This window comes from Pseudomonas sp. H3_D04 (assembly GCF_054669175.1).
In genome coordinates, this window is sequence record NZ_CP162801.1 from 1 (window position 1) to 23,863 (window position 23,863).

26 protein-coding genes and 1 pseudogene are annotated in these 23,863 nt (G+C 57.8%); 16 read left to right on the forward strand and 11 right to left on the reverse strand.

What is annotated here, in order from left to right; all coding sequences use genetic code 11:
* Positions 1-61 precede the first annotated feature (61 nt).
* The 13 genes from rplR to bfr all read left to right on the forward strand — a co-directional run bounded on the left by rplR (position 62) and on the right by bfr (position 8,285).
* On the forward strand, positions 62-412 hold the full coding sequence (gene rplR, locus AB4N91_RS00005) for a 50S ribosomal protein L18 (protein ID WP_003186037.1): 351 nt from the start codon (positions 62-64) through the stop codon (positions 410-412).
* Between the two features lie 3 nt (positions 413-415).
* Positions 416-916 carry a 30S ribosomal protein S5 gene (rpsE, locus tag AB4N91_RS00010; RefSeq protein ID WP_007943782.1) on the forward strand — a complete coding sequence of 167 codons (501 nt, stop codon included), beginning with the start codon at positions 416-418 and terminating at the stop codon, positions 914-916.
* Between the two features lie 2 nt (positions 917-918).
* A complete protein-coding gene (rpmD, locus tag AB4N91_RS00015; RefSeq protein WP_003186033.1) occupies positions 919-1,095 on the forward strand; it encodes a 50S ribosomal protein L30 in 177 nt (58 codons plus the stop codon).
* A gap of 3 nt (positions 1,096-1,098) precedes the next feature.
* A complete protein-coding gene (gene rplO / locus AB4N91_RS00020; RefSeq protein WP_010467269.1) occupies positions 1,099-1,536 on the forward strand; it encodes a 50S ribosomal protein L15 in 438 nt (145 codons plus the stop codon).
* A complete protein-coding gene (gene secY / locus AB4N91_RS00025; RefSeq protein ID WP_007896784.1) occupies positions 1,537-2,865 on the forward strand; it encodes a preprotein translocase subunit SecY in 1,329 nt (442 codons plus the stop codon).
* Positions 2,866-2,892: 27 nt separating this feature from the next.
* Positions 2,893-3,009, forward strand: coding sequence for a 50S ribosomal protein L36 (rpmJ, locus tag AB4N91_RS00030; RefSeq protein ID WP_002555468.1), 117 nt, complete (start codon positions 2,893-2,895; stop codon positions 3,007-3,009).
* Between the two features lie 130 nt (positions 3,010-3,139).
* Positions 3,140-3,496, forward strand: coding sequence for a 30S ribosomal protein S13 (gene rpsM / locus AB4N91_RS00035; protein WP_003186020.1), 357 nt, complete (start codon positions 3,140-3,142; stop codon positions 3,494-3,496).
* Between the two features lie 30 nt (positions 3,497-3,526).
* A complete protein-coding gene (gene rpsK / locus AB4N91_RS00040; protein ID WP_002555466.1) occupies positions 3,527-3,916 on the forward strand; it encodes a 30S ribosomal protein S11 in 390 nt (129 codons plus the stop codon).
* A gap of 18 nt (positions 3,917-3,934) precedes the next feature.
* Positions 3,935-4,555 (forward strand): 30S ribosomal protein S4, encoded by a 621-nt coding sequence (rpsD, locus tag AB4N91_RS00045; protein WP_003210056.1) that lies wholly within the window; start codon positions 3,935-3,937, stop codon positions 4,553-4,555.
* A gap of 22 nt (positions 4,556-4,577) precedes the next feature.
* Positions 4,578-5,579, forward strand: a complete 1,002-nt coding sequence (locus AB4N91_RS00050) for a DNA-directed RNA polymerase subunit alpha (RefSeq protein WP_003176403.1) — start codon at positions 4,578-4,580, stop codon at positions 5,577-5,579.
* Between the two features lie 42 nt (positions 5,580-5,621).
* On the forward strand, positions 5,622-6,008 hold the full coding sequence (gene rplQ / locus AB4N91_RS00055) for a 50S ribosomal protein L17 (protein WP_008145500.1): 387 nt from the start codon (positions 5,622-5,624) through the stop codon (positions 6,006-6,008).
* A gap of 208 nt (positions 6,009-6,216) precedes the next feature.
* Complete coding sequence (locus AB4N91_RS00060) at positions 6,217-7,671, forward strand: catalase (protein WP_145310039.1); 1,455 nt, start codon at positions 6,217-6,219, stop codon at positions 7,669-7,671.
* A gap of 149 nt (positions 7,672-7,820) precedes the next feature.
* The gene (gene bfr, locus AB4N91_RS00065; RefSeq protein WP_010467276.1) at positions 7,821-8,285 is read left to right on the forward strand and encodes a bacterioferritin; all 465 of its coding nucleotides are present in this window, start codon (positions 7,821-7,823) and stop codon (positions 8,283-8,285) included.
* A 65-nt stretch (positions 8,286-8,350) separates the two neighbouring features.
* Here bfr and uvrA read toward each other — a convergent pair whose 3' ends face one another.
* Complete coding sequence (gene uvrA / locus AB4N91_RS00070; protein WP_010467278.1) at positions 8,351-11,185, reverse strand: excinuclease ABC subunit UvrA; 2,835 nt, start codon at positions 11,183-11,185, stop codon at positions 8,351-8,353.
* A gap of 191 nt (positions 11,186-11,376) precedes the next feature.
* On the opposite strand from uvrA, the gene AB4N91_RS00075 reads away from it, so the two are divergent.
* Both AB4N91_RS00075 and AB4N91_RS00080 read left to right on the forward strand, forming a co-directional pair.
* Entirely contained in the window at positions 11,377-12,774 is a 1,398-nt protein-coding gene (locus tag AB4N91_RS00075; protein ID WP_083375648.1) for an MFS transporter, read from the forward strand.
* A 9-nt stretch (positions 12,775-12,783) separates the two neighbouring features.
* On the forward strand, positions 12,784-13,311 hold the full coding sequence (locus AB4N91_RS00080) for a single-stranded DNA-binding protein (RefSeq protein WP_010467282.1): 528 nt from the start codon (positions 12,784-12,786) through the stop codon (positions 13,309-13,311).
* A 69-nt stretch (positions 13,312-13,380) separates the two neighbouring features.
* On the opposite strand, the pseudogene AB4N91_RS00085 reads toward AB4N91_RS00080, so the two are convergent.
* The 10 genes and pseudogenes from AB4N91_RS00085 to AB4N91_RS00130 form a co-directional block, all read right to left on the reverse strand.
* Positions 13,381-15,584, reverse strand: a pseudogene (locus tag AB4N91_RS00085) (OsmC domain/YcaO domain-containing protein).
* Between the two features lie 120 nt (positions 15,585-15,704).
* Positions 15,705-16,862 (reverse strand): glutathionylspermidine synthase family protein, encoded by a 1,158-nt coding sequence (locus tag AB4N91_RS00090; RefSeq protein WP_010467286.1) that lies wholly within the window; start codon positions 16,860-16,862, stop codon positions 15,705-15,707.
* Positions 16,863-16,874: 12 nt separating this feature from the next.
* The gene (locus AB4N91_RS00095; RefSeq protein WP_010467288.1) at positions 16,875-17,594 is read right to left on the reverse strand and encodes a DUF1190 domain-containing protein; all 720 of its coding nucleotides are present in this window, start codon (positions 17,592-17,594) and stop codon (positions 16,875-16,877) included.
* Positions 17,595-17,612: 18 nt separating this feature from the next.
* Entirely contained in the window at positions 17,613-18,041 is a 429-nt protein-coding gene (locus tag AB4N91_RS00100) for a DUF350 domain-containing protein (RefSeq protein ID WP_010467290.1), read from the reverse strand.
* Between the two features lie 15 nt (positions 18,042-18,056).
* Complete coding sequence (locus tag AB4N91_RS00105; RefSeq protein WP_460112009.1) at positions 18,057-18,731, reverse strand: DUF2491 family protein; 675 nt, start codon at positions 18,729-18,731, stop codon at positions 18,057-18,059.
* Entirely contained in the window at positions 18,718-19,752 is a 1,035-nt protein-coding gene (locus tag AB4N91_RS00110) for an ion channel (protein ID WP_077749253.1), read from the reverse strand. The genes AB4N91_RS00105 and AB4N91_RS00110 overlap by 14 nt, the downstream gene beginning before the upstream one ends.
* Before the next feature lie 71 nt (positions 19,753-19,823).
* A complete protein-coding gene (locus tag AB4N91_RS00115) occupies positions 19,824-20,387 on the reverse strand; it encodes a rhomboid family intramembrane serine protease (RefSeq protein ID WP_077749252.1) in 564 nt (187 codons plus the stop codon).
* Positions 20,388-20,547: 160 nt separating this feature from the next.
* Entirely contained in the window at positions 20,548-21,246 is a 699-nt protein-coding gene (locus AB4N91_RS00120) for a PspA/IM30 family protein (protein ID WP_010467296.1), read from the reverse strand.
* Positions 21,247-21,270: 24 nt separating this feature from the next.
* Complete coding sequence (locus AB4N91_RS00125; RefSeq protein WP_010467297.1) at positions 21,271-21,852, reverse strand: YjfI family protein; 582 nt, start codon at positions 21,850-21,852, stop codon at positions 21,271-21,273.
* A gap of 282 nt (positions 21,853-22,134) precedes the next feature.
* Positions 22,135-22,689, reverse strand: a complete 555-nt coding sequence (locus tag AB4N91_RS00130; RefSeq protein ID WP_154913632.1) for a cysteine hydrolase family protein — start codon at positions 22,687-22,689, stop codon at positions 22,135-22,137.
* 104 nt (positions 22,690-22,793) lie between these two features.
* Between AB4N91_RS00130 and AB4N91_RS00135 the strand changes: the two genes are divergently transcribed.
* Positions 22,794-23,789 carry a GlxA family transcriptional regulator gene (locus AB4N91_RS00135; protein WP_010467299.1) on the forward strand — a complete coding sequence of 332 codons (996 nt, stop codon included), beginning with the start codon at positions 22,794-22,796 and terminating at the stop codon, positions 23,787-23,789.
* The last annotated feature ends 74 nt before the right edge of the window (positions 23,790-23,863 follow it).

Here is a 23,863-nt window from a genome sequence, read left to right on the forward strand (position 1 = left end):
GTGCGCTACGCGGACGAAGTCGTCCGTCGTAAAGAAGCCAAGAAGAAGTAGGGCATAGCAAATGACCGACAAAAAAGTTACTCGACTGCGTCGCGCTCGCAAAGCACGCCTGAAAATGCACGAACTCGAAGTCGTGCGTCTCTGCGTGTTCCGCTCGTCGCAGCACATCTACGCCCAGGTCATTTCGGCCGACGGCAACAAAGTCCTGGCATCTGCCTCGACTTTGGATAAAGAACTGCGTGATGGCGCCACTGGCAACATCGACGCGGCCACTAAGGTTGGCCAGCTGGTCGCTACGCGTGCAAAAGCCGCTGGCGTCTCGCAGGTGGCTTTCGACCGCTCTGGCTTCAAGTACCACGGCCGCGTCAAGGCGCTGGCTGATGCTGCTCGTGAAGCTGGGCTGGAGTTCTAAGTTATGTCAAATAACGACCAAAAGCGCGACGAAGGCTACATTGAGAAGCTGGTTCAAGTTAACCGCGTAGCCAAAACCGTTAAAGGCGGCCGTATCTTCACTTTCACCGCGTTGACCGTGGTAGGTGATGGTAAAGGGCGTGTTGGCTTCGGCCGTGGCAAGTCACGTGAAGTGCCTGCTGCGATCCAGAAGGCAATGGAAGCTGCTCGTCGCAACATGATCCAAGTTGATCTGAACGGCACCACTCTGCAGTACGCAATGAAGTCCGGTCACGGCGCTTCGAAGGTGTACATGCAGCCTGCTTCTGAAGGTACCGGTATCATCGCTGGCGGCGCTATGCGTGCTGTCCTCGAAGTTGCTGGCGTTCAGAACGTTCTGGCCAAGTGCTACGGCTCGACTAACCCGGTAAACGTGGTTCACGCCACTTTCAAAGGTTTGAAAGCTATGCAGTCTCCTGAATCCATTGCCGCCAAGCGTGGCAAAAGCGTCAAGGAGATCTTCTGATCATGGCTACCGTTAAAGTTACGCTGATCAAAAGCATGACCGGCCGCATCCCTAACCACAAACTGTGCGTTAAGGGTCTGGGTCTGCGTCGCATCGGTCACACTGTAGAAGTACTTGATACTCCCGAGAATCGCGGGATGATCAACAAGGCTTACTACATGCTGCGTGTCGAGGGTTAATCGATGAAACTCAATGATCTGAGTCCAGCGCCGGGTTCCCGTCGCGAAAAGCATCGTCCGGGCCGTGGTATCGGTAGTGGTTTGGGCAAGACCGGTGGCCGTGGCCACAAAGGTCAGTCCTCCCGCTCCGGTGGCACCATTGCTCCAGGCTTTGAAGGCGGTCAACAGCCGCTGCATCGTCGCCTGCCAAAGTTCGGTTTCGTTTCCCTGAAGGCCATGGACCGCGCAGAAGTGCGTCTGTCCGAGCTGGCTAAAGTGGAAGGCGACATCGTCACTGTGCAGTCCCTGAAAGATGCCAACGTGATCAACGTCAACGTACAGCGTGTGAAAATCATGCTGTCCGGCGAAGTTACTCGCGCTGTTACCATCGGAAAGGGAATCGGCGCCACCAAAGGTGCGCGTTCGGCTATCGAAGCAGCTGGCGGCAAGTTCGAGGAATAAATGGCTAAGCAAGGTGCTCTCTCTGCGCTCGGCAAAGGCGGTATGTCTGAACTCTGGGCTCGTCTGCGTTTTCTGTTCCTGGCGATTATCGTCTACCGAATAGGCGCACACATCCCGGTTCCAGGTATCAACCCGGACCGACTCGCGGACCTGTTTCGACAGAATGAGGGGACCATTCTTAGCTTGTTCAACATGTTTTCCGGCGGCGCGCTGGAGCGGATGAGTATCTTTGCACTGGGGATCATGCCGTACATTTCGGCATCGATCATCATGCAACTGATGACAGCCGTCAGCCCGCAGCTGGAGCAGTTGAAGAAGGAAGGTGAAGCTGGGCGTCGCAAGATTGCCCAGTACACCCGCTACGGCACTGTCGTCCTCGCTCTCGTTCAGGCAATTGGCATGTCCATTGGTCTGGCGGGGCAGGGCGTTGCGTTCACTGGTGACTTTGGCTTCCATTTCGTCGCGGTATCCACGTTTGTGGCTGGTGCGATGTTCATGATGTGGCTGGGTGAGCAGATTACTGAGCGTGGTGTTGGCAACGGTATCTCGATGTTGATTTTCGCAGGTATCGTCGCCGGTCTTCCGAGAGCGATCGGGCAGTCTTTCGAGTCTGCGCGTCAGGGTGATATCAACATTTTTGCCTTGGTTGCCATCGGTTTGCTGGCAGTAGCGATTATCGGTTTTGTGGTGTTCATTGAGCGTGGTCAGCGTCGTATTGCTGTTCATTACGCCAAGCGTCAGCAGGGTCGTAAGGTCTTTGCTGCGCAGACTAGCCACTTGCCGTTGAAGGTGAACATGGCCGGTGTTATTCCGGCCATTTTCGCGAGCAGCATTTTGCTGTTCCCGGCTTCGTTGGGTACCTGGTTCGGTCAGTCTGAAGGTATGGGCTGGCTGCAGGACATCTCGCAGTCGATCGCTCCTGGTCAGCCGTTGAATATTCTGCTGTTTAGTGCAGGGATTATTTTCTTCTGCTTCTTCTATACGGCGTTGATGTTCAATCCGAAAGACGTAGCGGAAAACCTGAAGAAGTCCGGTGCCTTTATTCCGGGCATCCGTCCAGGTGAGCAGTCTGCGCGCTACATTGATGGCGTTCTGACTCGTTTGACCCTGTTCGGTGCTCTATATATGACGGCCGTATGCCTGTTGCCCCAGTTCCTGGTGGTTGCAGCAAACGTTCCGTTCTACCTTGGCGGGACCTCGTTGCTGATCGTCGTCGTGGTTGTGATGGACTTCATGTCCCAAGTACAATCGCACCTCGTTTCGCACCAGTACGAATCCCTGATGAAGAAAGCCAACCTGAAGGGTTACGGCAGCGGCATGTTGCGCTGAGTACCCATAAGGTTCGAGGAGTTGGTGATGAAAGTTCGTGCATCGGTGAAAAAGCTGTGCCGCAACTGCAAGATTATTCGCCGCGAAGGTGTTGTTCGAGTAATTTGCAGCGCGGAACCGCGTCACAAACAGCGCCAAGGCTGAGTGTGATTGTGCTTCAAGCCCGGTAGCTAGTGCGCTACCGGGTTGATTATTTGTTATTACAGCGATATTATCTCGCGCCCTATTTCTTGGCTTCCGGGGCGTAGGTAGCTGTCAATTGGAGTCCCACTGAATGGCCCGTATTGCAGGCGTTAACATTCCAGATAACAAGCATACTGTTATCTCGCTGACCTACATCTATGGTGTTGGTCGCACTACTGCGCAGAAGATCTGTGCAGTGACTGGGGTAAACCCAGCCGCAAAGATCAAGGATCTGAGCGACGAGCAGATTGAACAGCTGCGTGGCGAAGTGGCGAAGTTCACCACTGAAGGTGACCTGCGTCGCGAAATCAACATGAAAATCAAGCGTTTGATGGACCTCGGTTGCTATCGCGGTCTGCGTCATCGTCGTGGTCTTCCAGTGCGCGGTCAGCGTACCAAGACTAACGCGCGTACCCGTAAAGGTCCGCGTAAGCCGATCCGCAAGTAATCGCCCCAGCGAATCGACAGGAAATTAATCATGGCTAAACCTGCTGCTCGTCCTCGTAAAAAAGTTAAAAAGACAGTGGTTGATGGCATCGCCCACATCCATGCATCTTTTAACAACACAATCGTGACCATCACCGACCGTCAAGGCAACGCTCTTTCCTGGGCTACCTCCGGTGGTTCGGGTTTCCGCGGTTCCCGCAAGTCCACCCCGTTTGCTGCTCAAGTAGCTGCTGAACGTGCTGGTCAAGCTGCGCTGGAATACGGTCTGAAAAACCTCGACGTTAACGTCAAAGGTCCAGGCCCAGGTCGTGAATCTGCAGTCCGCGCTTTGAACGGCTGTGGCTACAAGATCGCCAGCATCACCGACGTGACGCCAATCCCGCACAACGGGTGCCGTCCGCCGAAGAAGCGCCGCGTGTAATCCAGGAGATTGTAAAGAATGGCTCGTTACATTGGTCCAAAATGCAAACTCGCTCGTCGCGAAGGCACCGATCTCTTTCTGAAGAGCGGCGTGCGCGCGATCGAATCGAAGTGCAACATCGAAGCAGCACCTGGTATCCACGGCCAACGCCGCGGTCGCCAGTCCGATTACGGCACCCAACTGCGTGAAAAGCAGAAGGTCCGTCGTATCTACGGCGTTCTCGAGCGTCAATTCAGCGGCTACTACAAAGAAGCTGCTGGCAAGAAAGGTGCAACCGGTGAAAACCTGCTGCAACTGCTCGAATGCCGTCTGGACAACGTTGTATACCGTATGGGTTTTGGCTCTACTCGTGCCGAATCCCGTCAGCTGGTATCGCACAAATCCGTCAGCGTTAACGGTCAGACCGTAAACGTACCGTCCTACCAGGTTCGTGCTGGTGACGTGGTCGCGATTCGCGAGAAAGCAAAGAACCAACTTCGCATTGTCCAAGCTCTCGATCTGTGTGCCCAACGTGGCCGCGTAGAATGGGTAGAAGTAGACACTGAGAAGAAGTCGGGCGTTTTCAAGAACGTTCCTGCTCGCAGTGATCTGTCCGCCGACATCAACGAAAGCCTGATTGTCGAGCTCTACTCCAAGTAAGGGCTAGAAAATAGGTGCATCCATGCAGATTTCGGTAAATGAGTTCCTGACACCCCGCCATATTGATGTGCAGGTTGTCAGTCCAACCCGCGCCAAGATCACTCTCGAGCCTCTCGAGCGTGGTTTCGGCCACACCCTGGGCAACGCGCTGCGACGCATCCTGTTGTCCTCAATGCCCGGCTGTGCAGTAGTCGAGGCCGAGATTGACGGTGTGCTCCATGAGTACAGCGCCATCGAAGGCGTACAGGAAGACGTAATTGAAATCCTGTTGAACCTTAAAGGTCTGGCTATCAAGCTGCACGGTCGTGACGAAGTTACGCTGACCTTGTCGAAGAAGGGTTCGGGGGTGGTTACCGCTGCCGATATTCAGCTGGATCATGATGTCGAGATCGTTAACCCCGATCACGTAATCGCTAACCTGGCGTCTAACGGCGCCCTGAACATGAAGCTCACCGTAGCTCGTGGTCGTGGTTATGAACCGGCAGACTCGCGTCAGAGCGATGAAGACGAAAGCCGCAGCATCGGTCGCTTGCAGCTTGACTCTTCGTTCAGCCCGGTTCGCCGTATCGCATACGTGGTGGAAAACGCCCGTGTCGAGCAGCGTACTAACCTGGACAAGCTGGTTATTGATCTGGAAACCAACGGTACCCTGGATCCTGAAGAGGCTATCCGCCGCGCTGCAACCATTCTGCAACAGCAGCTGGCTGCGTTCGTCGACCTCAAAGGTGACAGTGAGCCAGTGGTTATCGAGCAGGAAGACGAGATCGATCCGATCCTGCTTCGCCCGGTTGACGATCTGGAACTGACTGTACGTTCGGCTAACTGCCTTAAGGCGGAAAACATCTACTACATCGGTGACCTGATTCAGCGTACCGAAGTAGAGCTGTTGAAGACTCCGAACCTTGGCAAGAAATCCTTGACTGAAATCAAGGACGTTCTGGCCTCCCGCGGTCTGTCCCTCGGCATGCGCCTCGACAACTGGCCGCCTGCAAGTCTTAAGAAGGACGACAAGGCGACTGCCTGATCGTCGTAATCACCGAACGTTGTGTTTGGTAAGGAATGAACCATGCGTCATCGTAAAAGTGGTCGTCACCTGAGCCGCACCAGCTCGCACCGCAAGGCCATGTTTCAAAACATGGCGGTGTCGCTGTTCGAGCACGAGCTGATCAAAACTACACTGCCAAAAGCTAAAGAACTGCGTCGCGTTGCTGAGCCGCTGATCACTTTGGCCAAGACAGACAGCCTGGCTAACCGCCGTCTGGCTTTCGACCGTACTCGTTCGAAAGCTATCGTTGGTAAGCTCTTCAACGACCTGGGCAAGCGTTACGCTACCCGTGAGGGTGGCTACCTGCGCATCCTCAAGTGCGGTTTCCGCACTGGCGACAACGCGCCTATGGCGTATGTCGAGTTGGTTGATCGTCCTGCCGGTGGTGAAGCTGTATCCGCTGAGTAAGACGTCAGTCTGAAACGAAGAACCGGGCCTAGTGCCCGGTTTTTTGTGCGCGCTCGAAAAGCATTGCCATCAATGCATGAATAGAAAGGTAATTAGTAATTTTCTATCGATAGTCGCAACGCAATGAATTTGTAGCTGTAACGTTCCTGATCAATACTCCCCCTCAGCCGATAGCCGGCAGTTAAAGACTGACAGAGGAAGAGATCGCATGAGTCAAAATAAAACGCTGACCACCGCCAGTGGCGCTCCTGTCGCCGACAACCAGAATTCCCGTTCCGCCGGCCCTCGTGGCCCGCTGCTGCTCGACGACTTTCACCTGATCGAAAAGCTTGCCCACTTCAATCGCGAGAACATCCCTGAGCGCCGTGTACACGCCAAGGGCTCGGGTGCTTACGGCACGTTTACTGTCACTCGCGACATCACCCCGTACACCAGCGCCAAACTGTTTGAATCGGTCGGCAAACAAACTCCGACGTTCCTGCGCTTTTCTACGGTTGGCGGCGAACGGGGTTCGGCCGATACCGAGCGCGATCCGCGTGGCTTTGCCCTGAAGTTCTACACCGAGGAAGGTAACTGGGATATCGTCGGCAACAACACGCCCGTGTTCTTCATCCGTGATCCGTTGAAATTTCCGGACTTTATCCACACCCAAAAGCGTCTGCCGCAGAGCAATCTGAAAAGTGCGCAGATGATGTGGGACTTCTGGTCGCACTCGCCTGAGGCGCTGCACCAGGTCACTATTCTGTTCTCCGACCGTGGCATTCCTGACGGCTATCGTCACATGCACGGCTTTGGTAGCCACACCTACAGCTTGATCAACGCCAATGGCGAGCGGCACTGGGTGAAGTGGCACTACAAGACTCAGCAAGGCATCAAAAACCTGGCGCCTGCAGAAGCGGCACGTTTGGCCGGTACCGATCCGGATTACGCGCAGCGTGACCTGTTCGGGGCGATTGAGCGCGGTGACTTCCCGAAATGGCGTGTGTGCATTCAGATCATGACCGAGGCTCAGGCCGCGGCGCACTATGAGAACCCGTTCGATGTGACCAAAACCTGGTCGCAGAAAGAGTTTCCGCTGATCGAAGTCGGCGAGCTGGAGCTCAATCGCAATCCGCAAAACTACTTTGCCGAAGTCGAGCAAGCGGCATTCGGCCCGAGCAACATGGTCCCGGGCGTTGGTCTTTCTCCGGACCGCATGCTCCAGGGCCGCGTGTTCGCTTATGCCGACGCGCACCGCTACCGCATTGGCACCAATCATCAGCAACTACCGGTGAATGCGCCCCGCAGCCCGGTGAATAGCTATCAGCGTGATGGTTCGATGGCATTCGGCAGCAATGGCGGTGCAGCACCTAACTATGAGCCGAACAGCTACGTCGATTCGCCGAAACAAGCGCCTCGCTACGCTGAGCCACCGTTGGCATTGAGCGGTGCCGCTGATCGTTACGATCATCGTGAAGACTCCGACTACTACAGCCATGCCGGTGCTCTGTTCCGACTCATGAGTGACGAGCAGAAAGCGCTGCTGACCAACAACATTGCCGGAGCCATGGCCGGCGTTTCCGGTGATGTGATTGATCGTCAATTGCAGCACTTCTTCAAGGCCGATCCGGCGTATGGAGAAGCAATTGCAAAGGCGTTGGGTGTACAGCTTAACGAAGTCTAAACGAGAAGCAGAACCGCCCTCATTTGGGCGGTTTTTGCGTTATTTGAACCACTTTTCTCAGAATATCTTCGCTTTTATCGCGTAAACGGAGTGACCAAACAGTCGCCTTGGTTCAAACTACAGACTTTCATGCAGGGAGATGTAGGGCGATGCAAGGGCACCCAGACGTAATCGATTACCTCAACACGTTGCTGACCGGCGAACTGGCGGCGCGTGATCAGTATTTCGTCCATTCGCGGATGTATGAGGACTGGGGTTTCACCAAGCTCTACGAACGCATCAACCACGAGATGGAAGAAGAGGCTGGGCACGCTGATGCCCTGATGCGTCGGATTCTGATGCTCGAAGGCACGCCGCGCATGCGTCCGGACGACCTTGATGTTGGCACCACTGTGCCGGACATGCTCGCCGCTGACCTGCGACTTGAATATAAAGTCCGCGCCGCGCTCTGCAAGGGCATCAAACTCTGCGAGCAACACCAGGACTATGTCAGCCGCGAGATGCTGCGGGTTCAATTGCATGACACTGAAGAAGACCACACCTACTGGCTTGAAAAGCAGATGGGTCTGATCAAGTTGATCGGTCTTGAGAACTACCTGCAATCTCACGCCTGATTGCTCCCTATACAAAAAAGCCCCTGTCACCGATGAAGTGACAGGGGCTTTTTCGTGGGCCCGATTCAGGCCTTGTCGCGAGCCAGCAGCGGCTTGAGGTAGAAGCCGGTGTGAGATTGCTTCATCTCGGACACTTCCTCCGGGGTACCAACCGCAATGATCTGGCCGCCCTTGGAGCCGCCTTCCGGCCCCAGGTCCACCAACCAGTCGGCGGTCTTGATCACGTCCAGGTTGTGCTCGATCACCACCACAGTGTTGCCGTGGTCGCGCAGTCGATGCAGTACGTCGAGCAATTGCTGAATATCCGCGAAGTGCAAGCCAGTGGTTGGTTCGTCGAGGATGTACAGCGTCTTGCCGGTATCGCGCTTGGACAGTTCACGGGAGAGCTTCACCCTTTGGGCTTCCCCGCCCGACAACGTCGTCGCCGATTGCCCCAGCTTGATGTAGGACAGACCTACGTCCATCAATGTCTGAAGCTTGCGCGCTAGCGCAGGAACCGCGTCAAAGAACACCCGCGCTTCCTCGATGGTCATCTCGAGGGTTTCGTGGATGCTCTTGCCCTTGTACTTGATTTCCAGAGTCTCGCGGTTGTAACGCTTGCTCTTGCAGACGTCGCACGGGACATAGATGTCCGGCAGGAAGTGCATTTCCACCTTGATCAGGCCATCGCCCTGACACGCTTCGCAGCGTCCGCCCTTCACGTTGAAGGAGAAGCGTCCCGGACCATAACCGCGTGAGCGTGATTCTGGTACGCCGGCGAACAGTTCGCGAATCGGCGTGAACAGCCCGGTGTAGGTCGCCGGATTGGAGCGCGGCGTTCGGCCGATAGGGCTCTGGTCGATATCGACGACCTTATCCAGATGCTCCAGTCCCTTGATGCTGTCGTGGGCGGCCGCCTCAAGCGTCGTTGCACCGTTGAGTGCCGTAGCGCTCAAGGGAAACAGCGTATTGTTGATCAGCGTCGATTTGCCCGAGCCGGACACACCGGTCACGCACGTCAACAGACCTATCGGAATGTCCAGGTCGACATTGCGCAAGTTGTTACCGCGAGCGCCCTTGAGCGACAGTGACAACTTCTTGTTGCGCGGTGTGCGTTTGGCTGGAACGGCAATCTTTACTCGGCCCGACAGGTACTTGCCGGTCAACGAATCAGGATGCGCCATCACTTCGGCCGGCGTCCCTTCGGCAACAATATGCCCACCGTGGACCCCCGCGCCCGGCCCGATGTCCACCACGTAGTCGGCCAGGCGAATAGCGTCTTCGTCATGCTCGACCACGATCACCGTGTTGCCGATGTCGCGCAGGTGCTTGAGTGTGCCGAGCAACCGATCGTTATCACGTTGATGCAGACCGATCGACGGCTCATCGAGGATGTACAGAACCCCCACCAGGCCGGCGCCAATCTGGCTGGCCAGGCGAATCCGCTGAGCTTCACCGCCGGACAACGTGTCGGCACTGCGATCCAGCGAAAGATAGTCGAGGCCTACGTTGACCAGGAACTGCAGGCGCTCGCGGATCTCCTTGAGAATCTTGTCGGCGATTTCACCGCGACGGCCCGTGAGCTTCAGTATGCCGAAATACTCGCAAGCATCGCCAATCGGCAGATTGGTCACCGCCGGCAGCGTCTTCTCGCCCACCCAGACGTGCCGCGCCTCACGACGCAAGCGCGTGCCACGGCAGTCCGGGCAGGGCTGGGTGCTGAGGAACTTGGCCAGCTCTTCACGCACTGAAGCCGACTCGGTTTCGCGATAGCGGCGTTCCAGGTTCGGCACGATGCCTTCGAACGGGTGCGAGCGTTTGACGATATCGCCGCGGTCGTTCAGGTATTTGAAGTCGACGTTTTGCGAACCGCTGCCATGCAGAATGAATTTCTGCTGATCCGCCGAAAGGTCGTTGAACGGCACTTCCAGGCTGAACTTGTAGTGCGAAGCCAGCGACCCGAGCATCTGGAAGTAATAGACGTTGCGCCTGTCCCAGCCGCGAATAGCGCCCTCGGCCAGCGTCAACTCGCCGTTCACCAGACGCTTGATGTCGAAGAACTGCTTGACCCCCAGGCCATCGCAGGTCGGGCAAGCGCCGGCGGGGTTGTTGAAGGAGAACAGCTTGGGTTCCAGCTCGCTGATCGCATGGCCGCAAATCGGGCAGGCGAAGCGCGCGGAGAAGATGATCTCTTCGCCGGGCTCGTCGTCCATCGGCGCGACCAGTGCGATCCCGTCCGCCAGTTTCAGCGCGGTTTCGAACGACTCGGCCAGGCGCTGCTGCAGATCGGCGCGGACCTTGAAGCGGTCGACTATTACATCAATCGAGTGCTTCTTTTGCTTATCCAGCTTCGGCAGCTCATCCAGTTCGCAGATCCTGCCGTTGACCCGGGCCCGGACAAAGCCCTGGGCGCGCAGTTCTTCGAAGACCGAAAGGTGTTCGCCTTTGCGCTCGCGAATCACCGGGGCCAGCAGCATCAGCTTGCTGCCCTCCGGTTGCGCGAGGACCAGGTCGACCATCTGGCTGACGGTTTGCGCTTCCAGCGGAATGTCGTGATCCGGGCAACGTGGAATACCCACGCGTGCGTACAGCAGGCGCAGGTAGTCGTAGATTTCGGTGATGGTGCCGACCGTCGAGCGCGGGTTATGCGAGGTCGATTTCTGTTCGATGGAAATGGCTGGCGACAAACCTTCGATGGTGTCGACGTCAGGCTTTTCCATCATCGACAAAAACTGCCGGGCATAGGCCGACAGTGATTCGACATAGCGGCGTTGGCCTTCGGCATACAGCGTGTCAAACGCCAGGGACGATTTGCCGGATCCGGACAGGCCGGTGATGACGATCAGTTTGTCCCGTGGCAGGGTCAGGTCGATGTTCTTCAGGTTGTGGGTTCGGGCCCCACGAATCAGGATCTTGTCCAAAGTGGCCTCGCTTGGCGGGCGTCGAAAACGTAGGAGTATACGGCCAAATACTGGATGGATGCACACTATCAAACGAGCGGAGTTGTGTCTTACATGAAGAGTCTGTCAGCGGAGCGCGTCAAAGCGTCGCGATATACCCCGTCAATCGATGGGACTGGTAGAATCGCCGCCGGTTCACATGAGGTTTTTCCATGCACGATCCCCACAGCGAACGCATGAGTGGCAGTGAGACCCGCGCAGCAAGCGGGCTGGCCCTGGTGTTCGCCTTCCGTATGCTTGGCATGTTCATGGTGTTGCCGGTACTGGCGACCTATGGGATGGATCTGGCAGGAGCGACCCCGGCCCTCATCGGACTGGCGATTGGCGCTTACGGCCTGACCCAGGCAATCTTTCAGATTCCTTTCGGCTTCATTTCCGACCGCATCGGCCGTCGTCCGGTGATTTACCTCGGGCTGATCATCTTCGCCCTCGGTAGCGTGCTGGCAGCCAATGCCGATTCGATCTGGGGCGTCATCGCCGGACGCATCCTGCAAGGCGCCGGGGCTATTTCCGCCGCAGTGATGGCGTTGCTTTCAGACCTGACCCGCGAGCAGCACCGGACCAAAGCCATGGCCATGATCGGCATGACGATTGGTCTGTCCTTCGCAGTGGCCATGGTTGTCGGGCCGCTGTTGACCCGCGCCTTCGGCCTGTCGGGGTTGTTCCTCGCCACGGGCGGCATGGCGCTGTTCGGCATCGTGATCGTCATGTTCATGGTGCCGCGTTCCACCGGACCGTTGCAGCACCGTGAGTCCGGCGTCGCCCGTTCGGCGCTGATGCCGACGCTAAAGCACCCGGACCTGCTGCGCCTGGACCTTGGCATTTTTGTGTTGCACGCGATGTTGATGTCGAGCTTCGTTGCATTGCCCCTGGCCCTGGTGGAAAAAGCCGGGCTGCCCAAAGAGCAGCACTGGTGGGTCTACCTCACCGCGCTGCTGATCTCCTTCTTCGCCATGATCCCGTTCATTATCTACGGCGAGAAGAAACGCAAAATGAAACGAGTTTTATTGGGCGCAGTGCTGACGCTGATGCTCACTGAGCTATTCTTCTGGCAGTTCGGCGACAGCCTGCGGGCTCTGGTGATCGGGACGGTGGTGTTCTTTACCGCTTTCAATTTGCTGGAAGCTTCGTTGCCATCGCTGATCAGCAAGGTTTCACCGGCGGGCGGCAAAGGTACGGCGATGGGGGTTTATTCCACCAGCCAGTTCCTCGGTTCGGCGCTGGGGGGGATCCTCGGCGGCTGGATGTTCCAGCACGGCGGTTTGTCGGTCGTATTCCTCGGATGCGCCGGCCTGGCTGCACTTTGGCTGGCCTTTGCTGTTACCATGCGCGAACCTCCCTACGTGACGAGTCTGCGCTTGCCGCTGTCGCCCGAGGCGATCCGCGAAGCGGGGTTGGTTGACCGCCTGAAGGCCGTCGTAGGGGTAACAGATGCGGTAATCGTTGCTGATGAAGCGGCGATTTACATCAAATTGGACACAGAACTATTGGATCGCACCACCCTTGAGCGCCTGGTGAACAACCCGGCCGGGGCAGCGTGCGTAGCCTAGGAGAACGTTATGGCCCGTGGGGTTAACAAAGTCATATTGGTCGGCACTTGCGGCCAGGATCCCGAAGTTCGCTACTTGCCTAACGGTAACGCCGTGACCAACCTGAGTCTGGCGACCAGCGAACAGTGGACCGACAAGCAAACCGGTCAGAAGGTCGAGAAGACTGAATGGCACCGTGTTTCGATGTTCGGCAAGGTGGCCGAGATCGCCGGTGAATACCTGCGTAAAGGTTCGCAGGTCTACATCGAAGGCAAGCTGCAGACCCGCGAGTGGGAAAAAGACGGTATCAAGCGTTACACCACCGAAATCGTGGTCGACATGCAAGGCACCATGCAACTGCTCGGCGGCCGTCCACAGCAGGGCGACCAACAAGGCGGGGGCAATAACTACCAGCAGTCCGCCCCGGCTCCACGCCAGCAGGCTCCGCGCCCGCAGCAGTCAGCACCGCAGCAGTCGCGTCAGGCTCCGCCTCCACAGCAGGCAGCGCCACAACCGGCTCCGGATTTCGACAGCTTTGATGACGATATCCCGTTCTGATCCGCAGTTTTTCAGAACCGTAGACAAAAAAAAGCGAAGCCATATGGCTTCGCTTTTTTGTTGCCGCTGTTAACCGGCCAACGGGGTCACATTGGCCCGTGCCGAGTGCAGCTTCTTGTAGCTTTCGATCAACCGCAGGTGCCTGTCGAGCCCCTCCAGTTTGGTGCTGGTCGGCGTCAAACCATGGAAGCGTACACTGCCGTCCACCGAGCCGATCACTGCATCCATCCGTTCGTTACCAAACATCCGACGGAAATTGGCCTCGTAGTCTTCCAGCTCCAGGTCTTCGTCCAGCTTCATCTCCAGCACCGCGTTGACAGCTTGGTAGAACAAGCCGCGCTCAACCGTGTTGTCGTTGTACTGCAGGAACATCTCCACCGCCTCTTTGGCCTCTTCAAATTGCTGCAAGGCGAGATAAATCAGCAGTTTCAACTCCAGGATTGTCAGCTGACCCCACGCGGTATTGTCGTCAAACTCGATGCCGATCAGGGAGGTGATGTCGGTGTAGTCGTCCAGCTCACTTTCCACCAGGCGCTCAGCCAGCGCTTGCAGTTCTTCGTCGTCCAGGCGATGCAGGTTCAGGATATCGGCGCGGAAGAACAGCGCTTTGTTGGTGTTATCCCAAATCAGGTCGTCCACGGGATAGATTTCCGAATAGTCCGGGACCAGGATGCGGCATGCCGTCGCGCCGATATGCTCGTAGACCGCCATGTACACTTCCTTGCCCATGCCTTCGAGAATACCGAACAAGGTCGCGGCTTCCTCGGCATTCGAGTTTTCACCCTGGCCGGAGAAGTCCCACTCTACGAATTCGTAGTCCGACTTGGAACTGAAGAAGCGCCACGACACCACGCCGCTGGAATCGATGAAGTGCTCGACGAAGTTATTCGGCTCGGTCACCGCATGACCTTCAAACGTCGGCTGGGGCAAGTCGTTGAGGCCTTCGAAGCTTCGGCCCTGGAGCAATTCGGTCAGGCTGCGTTCCAGCGCCACTTCCAGGCTCGGGTGCGCGCCGAACGAGGCGAACACGCCGCCGGTACGCGGGTTCATCAACGTGACGCACATCACCGGGAATTCCCCCCCAGGGACGCATCCTTCACCAATACGGGGAACCCTTGCTCTTCCAGCGCCTGTATACCGGCCTGTATTCCCGGGTACTTCGCCAGCACATCGGCGGGCACATCCGGCAGGGCAAATTCACCTTCGATGATTTCGCGTTTTACCGCGCGCTCGAAGATCTCCGACAGGCACTGCACCTGGGCTTCGGCCAGCGTGTTACCGGCACTCATGCCGTTGCTCAGGAACAGGTTTTCAATCAGGTTGGACGGGAAATACACCACTTCGCCGTCCGACTGGCGCACGTAGGGCAGCGCGCAGATGCCGCGTTCTTCATTGCCCGAGTTGGTGTCGATCAGGTGGGAACCGCGCAACTCGCCGTCGCGGTTGTAAATCTTCAGGCAGTGCGCGTCGAGTATTTCGCTCGGCAGTTCATCTTTACGGCCAGGCTTGAACCAACGTTCGTCCGGGTAATGCACAAACGGCGCGTTGGCGATCTCTTCGCCCCAGAACTGGTCGTTGTAGAAGAAGTTGCAGTTGAGTCGCTCGATAAACTCGCCCAACGCCGACGCCAGTGCGCCTTCCTTGGTTGCGCCCTTGCCGTTGGTAAAACACATCGGCGAGTGTGCATCGCGGATATGCAGCGACCATACGTTGGGCACGATATTGCGCCACGAGGCGATTTCAATCTTCATGCCCAGGTCCGCCAGAATGGCCGACATATTGGCGATGGTCTGCTCCAGTGGCAGATCCTTGCCCGCGATATAGGTGCTCGCCTCTGAGGTAGAAGCAGGCATCAGCAACGCCTGGGCATCGGCGTCGAGGTTTTCCACCTCTTCGATCACAAACTCAGGCCCGGCTTGCACCACTTTTTTCACGGTGCAACGGTCGATGGAACGCAGGATGCCCTGGCGGTCCTTGTCGGAGATGTCCGCAGGCAACTCGACCTGGATCTTGAAAATCTGGTTGTAGCGGTTTTCCGGGTCAACAATGTTGTTCTGCGACAGGCGGATGTTTTCGGTGGGAATACTGCGAGTGTCGCAGTACAACTTCACGAAATACGCCGCACATAACGCCGACGACGCCAGGAAGTAGTCGAACGGACCCGGCGCCGAGCCATCGCCCTTGTAGCGGATAGGTTGATCGGCCACCACCGTGAAGTCGTCGAACTTGGCTTCAAGTCGAAGGTTGTCGAGAAAGTTGACCTTGATTTCCATGGGGGATTACCAGAATAACGGCTAAACGAATGGCCGCCATTATCCGGCATTTCAGCCATAAGTCTTGCGGGCGTCTGTCGATATGTCCTCACCGGGCCTTTTTAGTGGGCGATGGAGCGGTCAGTCGAGTATCAGATGCGGCAAGAACCGGCTCGAATCCTTGGTGATCAAGCTGTTGTCCTCACGTACACCGATCCCCGCCGCCTGATCGCCGATTACCCAGGAGCCAATCAACGTAAAGCTGTCGCCGAACTGCGGAAGCGGCGCGAACTCCTGAAGGATAAACGGCGCATCGGTGTAGGGGCCGTCCTCTTTCACGATCAGGCCGTCAGCAGTTTGCAGCTCGATATTGGCACCTTCCCGGGAGAAGAACGGCTTGCGCACCCAGCCTTTTGGTACGGCTTTGCCCGGCTCGGTATCCAGGTGCGCCGCGAGCAGGTTCGGGTGACCTTTGTTGAATTCCCACAACAGCGGCAGGATGCCTTTGTTGGAGATGATGGATTTCCAGGCCGGTTCGAAAAATTGCGTATCACTCTGGGCAATCGCTGCACCGAAGGGCTCGTGGAAGATGAACTCCCAGGCGTGCAGCTTGAACAGGTGAGGGATCCAGCGATCTTCGAGGTCGACGAAACGTCCGTCACTGGTCAGGCCGATGTCTTCGATATCGATGTGGCGTGATTCGATGCCGACCTTTTCCGCCACCAGCCGCAGGTAGTCGGTGGTGCCCTTGTCTTCGACCGAGTCTTTCATCGAGGCAAAATAGAAGGGTTGCTTGAGCTGCAATTGAGCGAAGGCCTGATGCAGTTTTGTGTCGATGCTGTTGAACTGGTCGGCATGCTTGGGCAGCAAGCCGCGTTCGATGCATTGCTCCAGCCAGCCCCACTGAAACGCCGCCGCCTCATACAGACTGGTCGGCGTGTCGTAATTGAGTTCCAGCAACTTGGCGGGCCCGGTGCCGTTGTAGGAGAAATCCATGCGCCCGTACAGGTGCGGGTGACCTTCGAGCCATGAGGTGCGCACCATGTCGAAGAATGGCGCGGGAATGCTCAGGCGCTCCAGCAACTCCTCGCTCTGAACCACGCGGGCCACCAGGTCCATGCACATCCCATGGATCTCGGTGGTCGGGTCTTCGAGATCGTTCTCGATCTGCTTGAGCGAGAACTGGTAATACGCGCTCTCATCCCAGTAGGGTTCGTTGTCGATGGTGTGGAACAGAAAGCCGAGATTCTCGGCGGTCTGTTTCCAGTCAGGACGCTCTGCGCAATGGATCTTCTTCATGGCCCGGTTTCCTTAACTGCTCGATCCGCCGCCGCCCCAGCCGCTGCGTGCGCTGGCCTTGCTGCCGAAGCCGCCACGGGAGGTGGACGAGGCAACGGAGACCGGCTTGCTGGTAGAAGAGCGAACCGAGTCGGCGTAGTTGCTGCTGCCGTACCTTGCCTGATTGGACTTGGTGAACGTCGAGCCCTTGGCAATCCGCTGGCTGAGCGTCGAGTTCGAGTAGCTGCCGCGGTCATCGCGATAGCGGTACACCGGCTCGGAGTAGTAACTGTTGCGGTTGCTGCTCAGCATGTTGCCGATCAGCAGGCCGGTCAGCAGGCTGCTGGTGGAGAAGCCCGAGCCACCCGTGTTTGCCGCTTCCGAGGCGGGTAATTGAGCCTTGGCCGCGTCCACCTGGGATTGCGTCACCTGGCCATCAGCGGTCAGTTCGAAGCCGCCGAGCTTGGGGATGAACTTGCCGGCGGAATCCTGTTGGCACCAGTCGGCGACGAAGTCGGCATCGCAATCCGCCTGGCTGTCGTACACCGGCGCAATGCGGCGATGCTCGGCCATGGCCGTCATGTAGGCGTCCGAGCACACGTCCACCGGGAGCTTTTCATCGGCACACTGCTGAACGGACTGGAAGTTGTACTTCTTCTGCACCGCGTAGGTTTTTTCCGTCGGTCCGCAGCCTGATATCGCCATGGCGACCGACGCTGCCAGCGAAAGCTGAACGTACTTGCTTCGTTTCATCGGGATCTCCGGGCGCAATCAGTTCTGGGAAGGAGTCATGCACGCGGCGTTCAACATGCCGACGCTGATGGCCACGGCTGCCACGTAGATGCCCGCCGCGATTTCACCTTTCTTGATGCGCTCGGAGGTGCCTTTGAGCACCAGGCTGGTCACCAGAAATGCCAGCAATTGAACGAGGGCTGCAATGACCGCCCAGACAACGAAGTCGAGGATGCTGATCGAGTACGCAATCACGTTGCTCGCCGGAATGGCGAAACCGATGATGGCCCCGCCGAGGGCGATCGCAGCGGCTACGTTGCCGGACCGGATCAGTTCGAATTCCTTGTGCGGGGTGATGCGGGTGTAGATGAACTGGAACAGTGCGAACAATACCGCGGCGCCGAGGATGTACGAAACAAACCCGAACACGGCGGCTTTGTTCAAGGAGATAGAGAGTGCTTCTAGCATGGACTGCTTCCTTTTTTAGAACGTATTCAGGTCGGTTGTGTACAGCGAAATGCCCTGCGACGTGCTCAAGCTGATGGTGCCTTCGGCGTCTTCCTCGACGGAAAACAGCAGGAATTCCCGGCGGTCGGTCAGGCCGGTTTCGCGGGCGTACAGCATCGAACGGTGCTCGATGCCGTAGGACTCCTCCGGGTTTTTCAGCTGTTCGCTCAGCCTTACCAATTCTGTCTGGCCATTCTCGGTGCCCCATTCGCGGGTGTATTCGACGCCGTTGTGGGTGTAGGTCGGCAGCCCGATCAGGCTTTGCGGACCGGCCAATCGGCGCAACTCCGCTTCACTGCTGATGGTGATGTAACTGAGGTAATTGAACAGGATCACCGACTCAACCTGCCCGGCGATTTCGCCGGTGGTATGCACCTGCAGCCAGTAGTCTTCCTCGTTCATGTAGTAGCGTGACAGCCAGGTCGACTGCCCGAGATCGACGGTGCCGTTGCTCCAGATCTGCTGCGAGCCCGGGATGGTCACCGTGGTGTTGCCGTCGAGCAACAATTTCAGGGTGGTGTCGAACATCACGCCTTTGCCCAATGCCAGGTCCAGCGGACCGGTGACGGGCAGGGATTCGCTGGCGGTCCATTTCGACTCTGTCGTCGCGTTCGGGGCCTCAAGCCCCATCAACTGTTTAAACCATCCCATTGGAGATTTCCTTGAGGCGAGTGGAGGCGATGTAGAAGAGCTCGCCGCCCTCAACGCGTGTGGCGCCGGGCGGGTTGATCGACGGTTGTCGGGCGCCTTTGGCGCGATAGCCGATGAGCGTGGCGTTGTGATGTTCTTTCATCCGTGTGTACAGATCGCCAAACGTCGCTTCAAAGGCCTCGGGCAGTTTCATCAGGTATTGAGTGGCGCCCTGGCCCACGCACAGCAGTTCATTGATGACCACTGACGAGCCCGGATCCTGCGAGGCGCGCACCAACATCTCGATGGCCATGCTGGAAGTGCATTCCAGGCTGGGCGCGTAGGCGCTGGCGAGCGCAGCGATTTCACTGTCATTGAAGTGGGCGACCACATGCCCGACAGGCTGCAGTTGATTGACCGCCAGCACGGTGGCCAGGGTCAGGTCGTCTGAATGGGTTCGCACCAGAACGCGCTCGGCACCGGGAACGCCCGCGCGCAGCAACAAGGCCACGGAGGACAGGCTTTCACCTTTGATGAAGCTCGCTTTGCCCGGCATCGGGTTTTCTTCAAGGGTGCAATCGCAAATGACGATCAGGTTGTCGTTCGAGGTTTCGTCCTGGAGCAACAACTCAATGACCCGTTCGCTGGACGCGCCTTCCCAGCCGATGAGAACCGTATGGCCGACCTTGCCGGTGAAATCGCCTTTGCCCTTCATGCCTTTTCTCCATGCATCGATGACGCTGCTGGTGGTTTTGCCGATGGCTGCCGTCAGCAGCGCAATGCCCCCGAGCATGACCCAGGTGGCCACGAATATCCGTCCCGCCGCTGTCTGCGGCGCGAGATCGCCATAACCGACGGTGAGTGTGGTGGTCAGATAGAAGTAAGTAAACGTGGCGGGCGCGGTGAGGTGTTGTTCGCCCAGTAACACCAGGCCCAGATACGCCGTGGTCAGGTGTACGCCCAAGGCAATGACCAGGCCTGCCCAGCCGAAACGGTGGAAGAGGGACGAGGCATACATGCGCAATAAAAGGAAAATCGACATTTCGTCCCTGACTCCGTGGGTACTTGTTCCTGGCGACGTCATCGCCTCGGCGTCTGACTGCGCAAGTGCGTTCAACCGGCGGCATTAAACCTGTTGCGCGGCGCCGAGAAAAGTACCTTGGCTGCAATAAATCCGGCGAGTGCACCAAACAGATGGCCTTCGAAGGAAACACCCTGGCGAGGCAGGAAGCCAAAAATCAGACCGCCGTAGAGCAGGGCCACGACGCCGGCTGTTATCAGGTTGCCCCAGCTCCTGTGGAACCAGGCGCGGGACAAGAGGTATGCCCACAGTCCGAACACCCAGCCGCTGGCGCCGATGTGTACGCCTGCAAAGCCGAACAGCCAGACCAGCGCGCCGCCCAGCAGAATAATGATCGCGCTGACCGCAATGAACCGGTTGAGTCCTTCGATGATGACCAGGGTACCCAGAATCAAAAAGGCAATCAGGTTCGCGCTCAGGTGCGCAAAGGAAGCGTGCAGGAAAGGCGAGGTGATGATGCCGAGCAGACCGTGCACGGTTCTCGGGATCAAACCGAAGGCCATGAGGCTGTAGCCGGTCGCGACGTTGAACAGTTGCAACGCGACCATGAAGAGCGCCAGGCCTGCGATTGTCTTGAAACCCTTCAGGGCATCCATCCTTGACCTCGACAGTTGAATGTCTGTCAGTTCAGCGCATTCCATGTGGGAGCGAGCCGGCTCGCGAAGGGGGAGTGTCAGTCGACATCAATGTTTTCTGACAAACCGCAATCGCTAGCAGGCTAGTTCCCACAGGTTATGCGTTCGACTCGAGAGTCGGTTATTCGGCCGATTTTTGCTTCAGGCGCTCCAGGATCGCATTGGCGCTGCCTGCGTCCGGGGTGATGCCGGCATCGCGCAGTTTGCGTTCCAGGTCAGTGCCCGTCGACGCATCGGCCAATTGGTCCTGGGCTTCCAGTTCAGCGGCGCGTTGCTGCTGCTTGGCCTGCAAACGGTTCAGCGTACCGACGGCGGTTTCCAGCTTGCCGTTGGCGCCGCCACTGGCAATCGAAGCGCTGACCTGGGCTTTCTGTACGCTTTCGCGCGCCTTGGCCATGTCCACTTGCTGGCGCAGGCTTTTGATGCGGCTTTCAGCCTTGGTGATGTCTTTGCGCATGTTTTCAGCGTAACCACCAAACTCGGTGGCCTGCTTTTGCTCGACGTCCAGCTCGTTGGTCAGGGTCGAAATGGCTTCGGCCACTTCCAGGGCCAGGTCTTCACGGTTGGCCTGGATGGCGGCCAGAGCCTTGGATTCCAGGTCCTTGATCTTGGCGTTGTACTCGCTGACGCGGTCAGCCGACAGTTTGTGCTTGGCCATGATGGTGACGAGCTCACGCTTGGCGTTGGCCAGGGCGCTGTCCGCATCGCGAATTTCCTGATCGAGGATGCGCAGGGCCTGTTGGTCGACGATCGATTCGCCGACTTCGTTGGCACCGCCACGCAGCGCGGTGAACAATTTGCTCCAGATGGACTGAGTCATTGGATATTTCCTGTTCCCGAATAATTAATTGAAGAAACGTTCGAAGGCTTCGCTGGCGCGCTGGACGTTGTCGACCAGGGTTTTGACCTCGGTCACGATGTTCGTCAGGCTGGAGTCGGAGCTCAGAGCGCCGAACATGTTGTAGACAATCTGCCCGTTCGGCATGGACTCGATACCGATCGAGGACAGCGGGAACATCTCCCGGCTGCGCAGCACGGCGTCATTGAAGGCCGGTACGTCATTGATGGACTCGATGTCGACCAGAACGGTGTCGACGATGATCTGTTCGCCCACCACCGCGATGTAAATCGGCAAGCCACCGAAGTCGTTCATTTCCAGCTTGATGCTGGACTCGGAGCCTTGAACGAGAGAAAGCGTGATGTCGTTTGAAACCACTTCGTCCAGGGCTTGAAGGGCGCTGAAGAGGCGGTCGATGTTCCAGTTTGTACCTGCGCTCATGTAATTCTCCGACATGAATGAGCCAGCCAGAATCGGTTGGCGAAGCTGTTTCTCCATCTGCTTGAGCAGGCTTCGGTTTTCGGGAAGCACCCAAGTCTCGTGTTTCACATAACCGGCGGCACCCAGGCCCGCGCGCATCTGCTTCATGTAAAAGCTCGATGGTTTTTTCGCGGACGGTTTGGAGCGCTCTCCCTTGCGGCTTGCCGAATCGGTATCGGGCCCTGTGGGAGGACTCGATGGAGAGCTGCTTTTCATGGGGCTGACCTCGTTGTGAAAAACTCACGCGTGAGAAACACTACAGGCAATTTTTGCCACGCTCAATAGCTCACGCGTGAGATTTTTTGTCATACATTTTCCGCTCCATGAAAAAGGCCCGCAGCGCTAAAACGCGGCGGGCCCTTTTTGGAATTTGATCAATACGTTATGTGGTTAGTGGTTAGCCGCCAGGAATTCATCAGTGGAAATCACGCTCGCATAGGCGAAACCCAGGGCCGACATGAAGGCGGCGTGAACGTGGGCGGCGGGCACCGTAACGCCGTTGAATTCCAGATCGCGTGAGGCGCAGGCGTCGTGGATCACCGTGACGGTGTAGCCAAAGTCCGCGGCGGCGCGGGTGATGCCGTCCACACACATGTGGCTCATGCTGCCAACGACCACCAATTCCTTGATGCCTTGCTCGTCGAGGATCGATTTCAGTTCGGTTTCACGAAACGAGTTGACGAAGTGCTTGAGCACCACCGGCTCATCGGCACGGTTCAGAACTTTGGGGTGCAGCTTCGCGCCTTCGGAACCCGGGGTGAAGAAGGGGGCTTCTTCGGAGGTGAATTCGTGGCGGATGTGCACCACCGAATCACCCGCGTCGCGAAACGCTTTGAGCAGACGGGCGGCGTTGTCGGCGGCAGCGTCGGCGCCGACCAGCGGCCACTTGCCTTGAGGGAAGTAGTCGTTTTGGATATCGACTACGATGAGTGCTTGCTTGGCCATGCCTGATTCCTCGAAATGTGTGGGTTGGGCGTGGAAAGAAGTATTGTCCGTGGCAGGCCTTCCGAGGATTGGCCGCACCGACAATAGAAGGGGGAAAACTGACAATGGACGCAGAAAGGGCAATCGTCGAACTCGGCGTGCTGATTTATCCCGGCGCGCAGATGGCGGCGGTGCACGGGTTGACGGACCTGTTCGGGGTGGCGAACCGGATTGCCGCCGAGCATCAGGCTGCGCAATTGCCGCTGCTGCGGGTCAGCCATTGGCAAGTTGATGGCGAGCAGGCGCCCGAGCGGGTGTACGACAGTCATCCCGGGCCCGAGCGCGCCTTGGTGGCGGTGTTGATTCCGCCATCGATTGCCGGATTTTCCGAAGGTCAGGCACCGCAGGCGTTGATCCACTGGATGCGTCAGCAACACGCCCGGGGCGCGACCCTCGGCGGCGTCTGCGTGGGCTCGATTCTACTGGCGGAAAGCGGCTTGCTCGACGGCCGCAGCGCCACCACCCACTGGACCTCGGCCAAAACCTTCGCCGAGCGTTACCCGGCCATCAAGCTCAAGGCCGATACCCCTATCGTCGACGACGGCGACCTGATCACCACCGCCGGGTTGATGGCCTGGTCCGAGTTGGGATTGCGCCTGGTCGACCGCCTGCTCGGCCCGAGCATTGCCACCGGCACCGCGCGTTTTCTGGTGGTGGAACACAGCGACAGCGCGAGTGAGTGCGGCAGCAATTTTTCACCGATTCTCAGCCACGGCGATGCGTCGATTCTCAAGGTTCAGCACTGGCTGCAAAGCACCGGGGCCACCGATGTATCGCTGACGGCGATGGCCGAGCGGGCGGGGCTGGAAGAGCGCACGTTCCTGCGCCGTTTCCGCGCAGCGACCGGGTTGAAACCCACCGAGTACTGCCAGCATCTGCGGGTTGGCAAGGCTCGGGAAATGCTTGAATTCACCAACGGCACCATCGATCACATTGCGTGGACCGTGGGTTATCAAGACCCCAGTGCGTTTCGCGCGACCTTCAAGAAAATCACCGGGCTGGCGCCAAGTGATTACCGGGCGCGGTTTGGCGTGACGCCGGGTGCAGCTGTCACGCGGTAGCCAGATCACCGCCAAGCCAAATGTGGGAGCGAACCTGCTCGCGAAGGCGCAATGCCAGTGACTTAGATGCAGGC

Excerpts from the sequence above, each read along its gene's own strand:
- rplQ (WP_008145500.1), top strand. The coding sequence starts at position 5,622 with ATGCGTCATCGTAAAAGTGGTCGTCACCTGAGCCGCACCAGCTCGCAC.
- AB4N91_RS00050 (WP_003176403.1), top strand. The coding sequence starts at position 4,578 with ATGCAGATTTCGGTAAATGAGTTCCTGACACCCCGCCATATTGATGTG.
- AB4N91_RS00110 (WP_077749253.1), bottom strand. The coding sequence starts at position 19,752 with ATGTCGATTTTCCTTTTATTGCGCATGTATGCCTCGTCCCTCTTCCAC.
- rplR (WP_003186037.1), top strand. The coding sequence starts at position 62 with ATGACCGACAAAAAAGTTACTCGACTGCGTCGCGCTCGCAAAGCACGC.
- AB4N91_RS00075 (WP_083375648.1), top strand. The coding sequence starts at position 11,377 with ATGCACGATCCCCACAGCGAACGCATGAGTGGCAGTGAGACCCGCGCA.
- rpmD (WP_003186033.1), top strand. The coding sequence starts at position 919 with ATGGCTACCGTTAAAGTTACGCTGATCAAAAGCATGACCGGCCGCATC.
- rpsE (WP_007943782.1), top strand. The coding sequence starts at position 416 with ATGTCAAATAACGACCAAAAGCGCGACGAAGGCTACATTGAGAAGCTG.
- AB4N91_RS00090 (WP_010467286.1), bottom strand. The coding sequence starts at position 16,862 with ATGAAGAAGATCCATTGCGCAGAGCGTCCTGACTGGAAACAGACCGCC.
- rplO (WP_010467269.1), top strand. The coding sequence starts at position 1,099 with ATGAAACTCAATGATCTGAGTCCAGCGCCGGGTTCCCGTCGCGAAAAG.
- AB4N91_RS00130 (WP_154913632.1), bottom strand. The coding sequence starts at position 22,689 with ATGGCCAAGCAAGCACTCATCGTAGTCGATATCCAAAACGACTACTTC.
- AB4N91_RS00095 (WP_010467288.1), bottom strand. The coding sequence starts at position 17,594 with ATGAAACGAAGCAAGTACGTTCAGCTTTCGCTGGCAGCGTCGGTCGCC.
- AB4N91_RS00100 (WP_010467290.1), bottom strand. The coding sequence starts at position 18,041 with ATGCTAGAAGCACTCTCTATCTCCTTGAACAAAGCCGCCGTGTTCGGG.
- AB4N91_RS00135 (WP_010467299.1), top strand. The coding sequence starts at position 22,794 with ATGGACGCAGAAAGGGCAATCGTCGAACTCGGCGTGCTGATTTATCCC.
- secY (WP_007896784.1), top strand. The coding sequence starts at position 1,537 with ATGGCTAAGCAAGGTGCTCTCTCTGCGCTCGGCAAAGGCGGTATGTCT.
- rpsM (WP_003186020.1), top strand. The coding sequence starts at position 3,140 with ATGGCCCGTATTGCAGGCGTTAACATTCCAGATAACAAGCATACTGTT.
- AB4N91_RS00080 (WP_010467282.1), top strand. The coding sequence starts at position 12,784 with ATGGCCCGTGGGGTTAACAAAGTCATATTGGTCGGCACTTGCGGCCAG.
- rpsK (WP_002555466.1), top strand. The coding sequence starts at position 3,527 with ATGGCTAAACCTGCTGCTCGTCCTCGTAAAAAAGTTAAAAAGACAGTG.
- rpmJ (WP_002555468.1), top strand. The coding sequence starts at position 2,893 with ATGAAAGTTCGTGCATCGGTGAAAAAGCTGTGCCGCAACTGCAAGATT.
- AB4N91_RS00060 (WP_145310039.1), top strand. The coding sequence starts at position 6,217 with ATGAGTCAAAATAAAACGCTGACCACCGCCAGTGGCGCTCCTGTCGCC.
- bfr (WP_010467276.1), top strand. The coding sequence starts at position 7,821 with ATGCAAGGGCACCCAGACGTAATCGATTACCTCAACACGTTGCTGACC.
- AB4N91_RS00115 (WP_077749252.1), bottom strand. The coding sequence starts at position 20,387 with ATGGATGCCCTGAAGGGTTTCAAGACAATCGCAGGCCTGGCGCTCTTC.
- rpsD (WP_003210056.1), top strand. The coding sequence starts at position 3,935 with ATGGCTCGTTACATTGGTCCAAAATGCAAACTCGCTCGTCGCGAAGGC.
- AB4N91_RS00125 (WP_010467297.1), bottom strand. The coding sequence starts at position 21,852 with ATGAAGCAGATGCGCGCGGGCCTGGGTGCCGCCGGTTATGTGAAACAC.
- AB4N91_RS00120 (WP_010467296.1), bottom strand. The coding sequence starts at position 21,246 with ATGACTCAGTCCATCTGGAGCAAATTGTTCACCGCGCTGCGTGGCGGT.
- AB4N91_RS00105 (WP_460112009.1), bottom strand. The coding sequence starts at position 18,731 with ATGGGATGGTTTAAACAGTTGATGGGGCTTGAGGCCCCGAACGCGACG.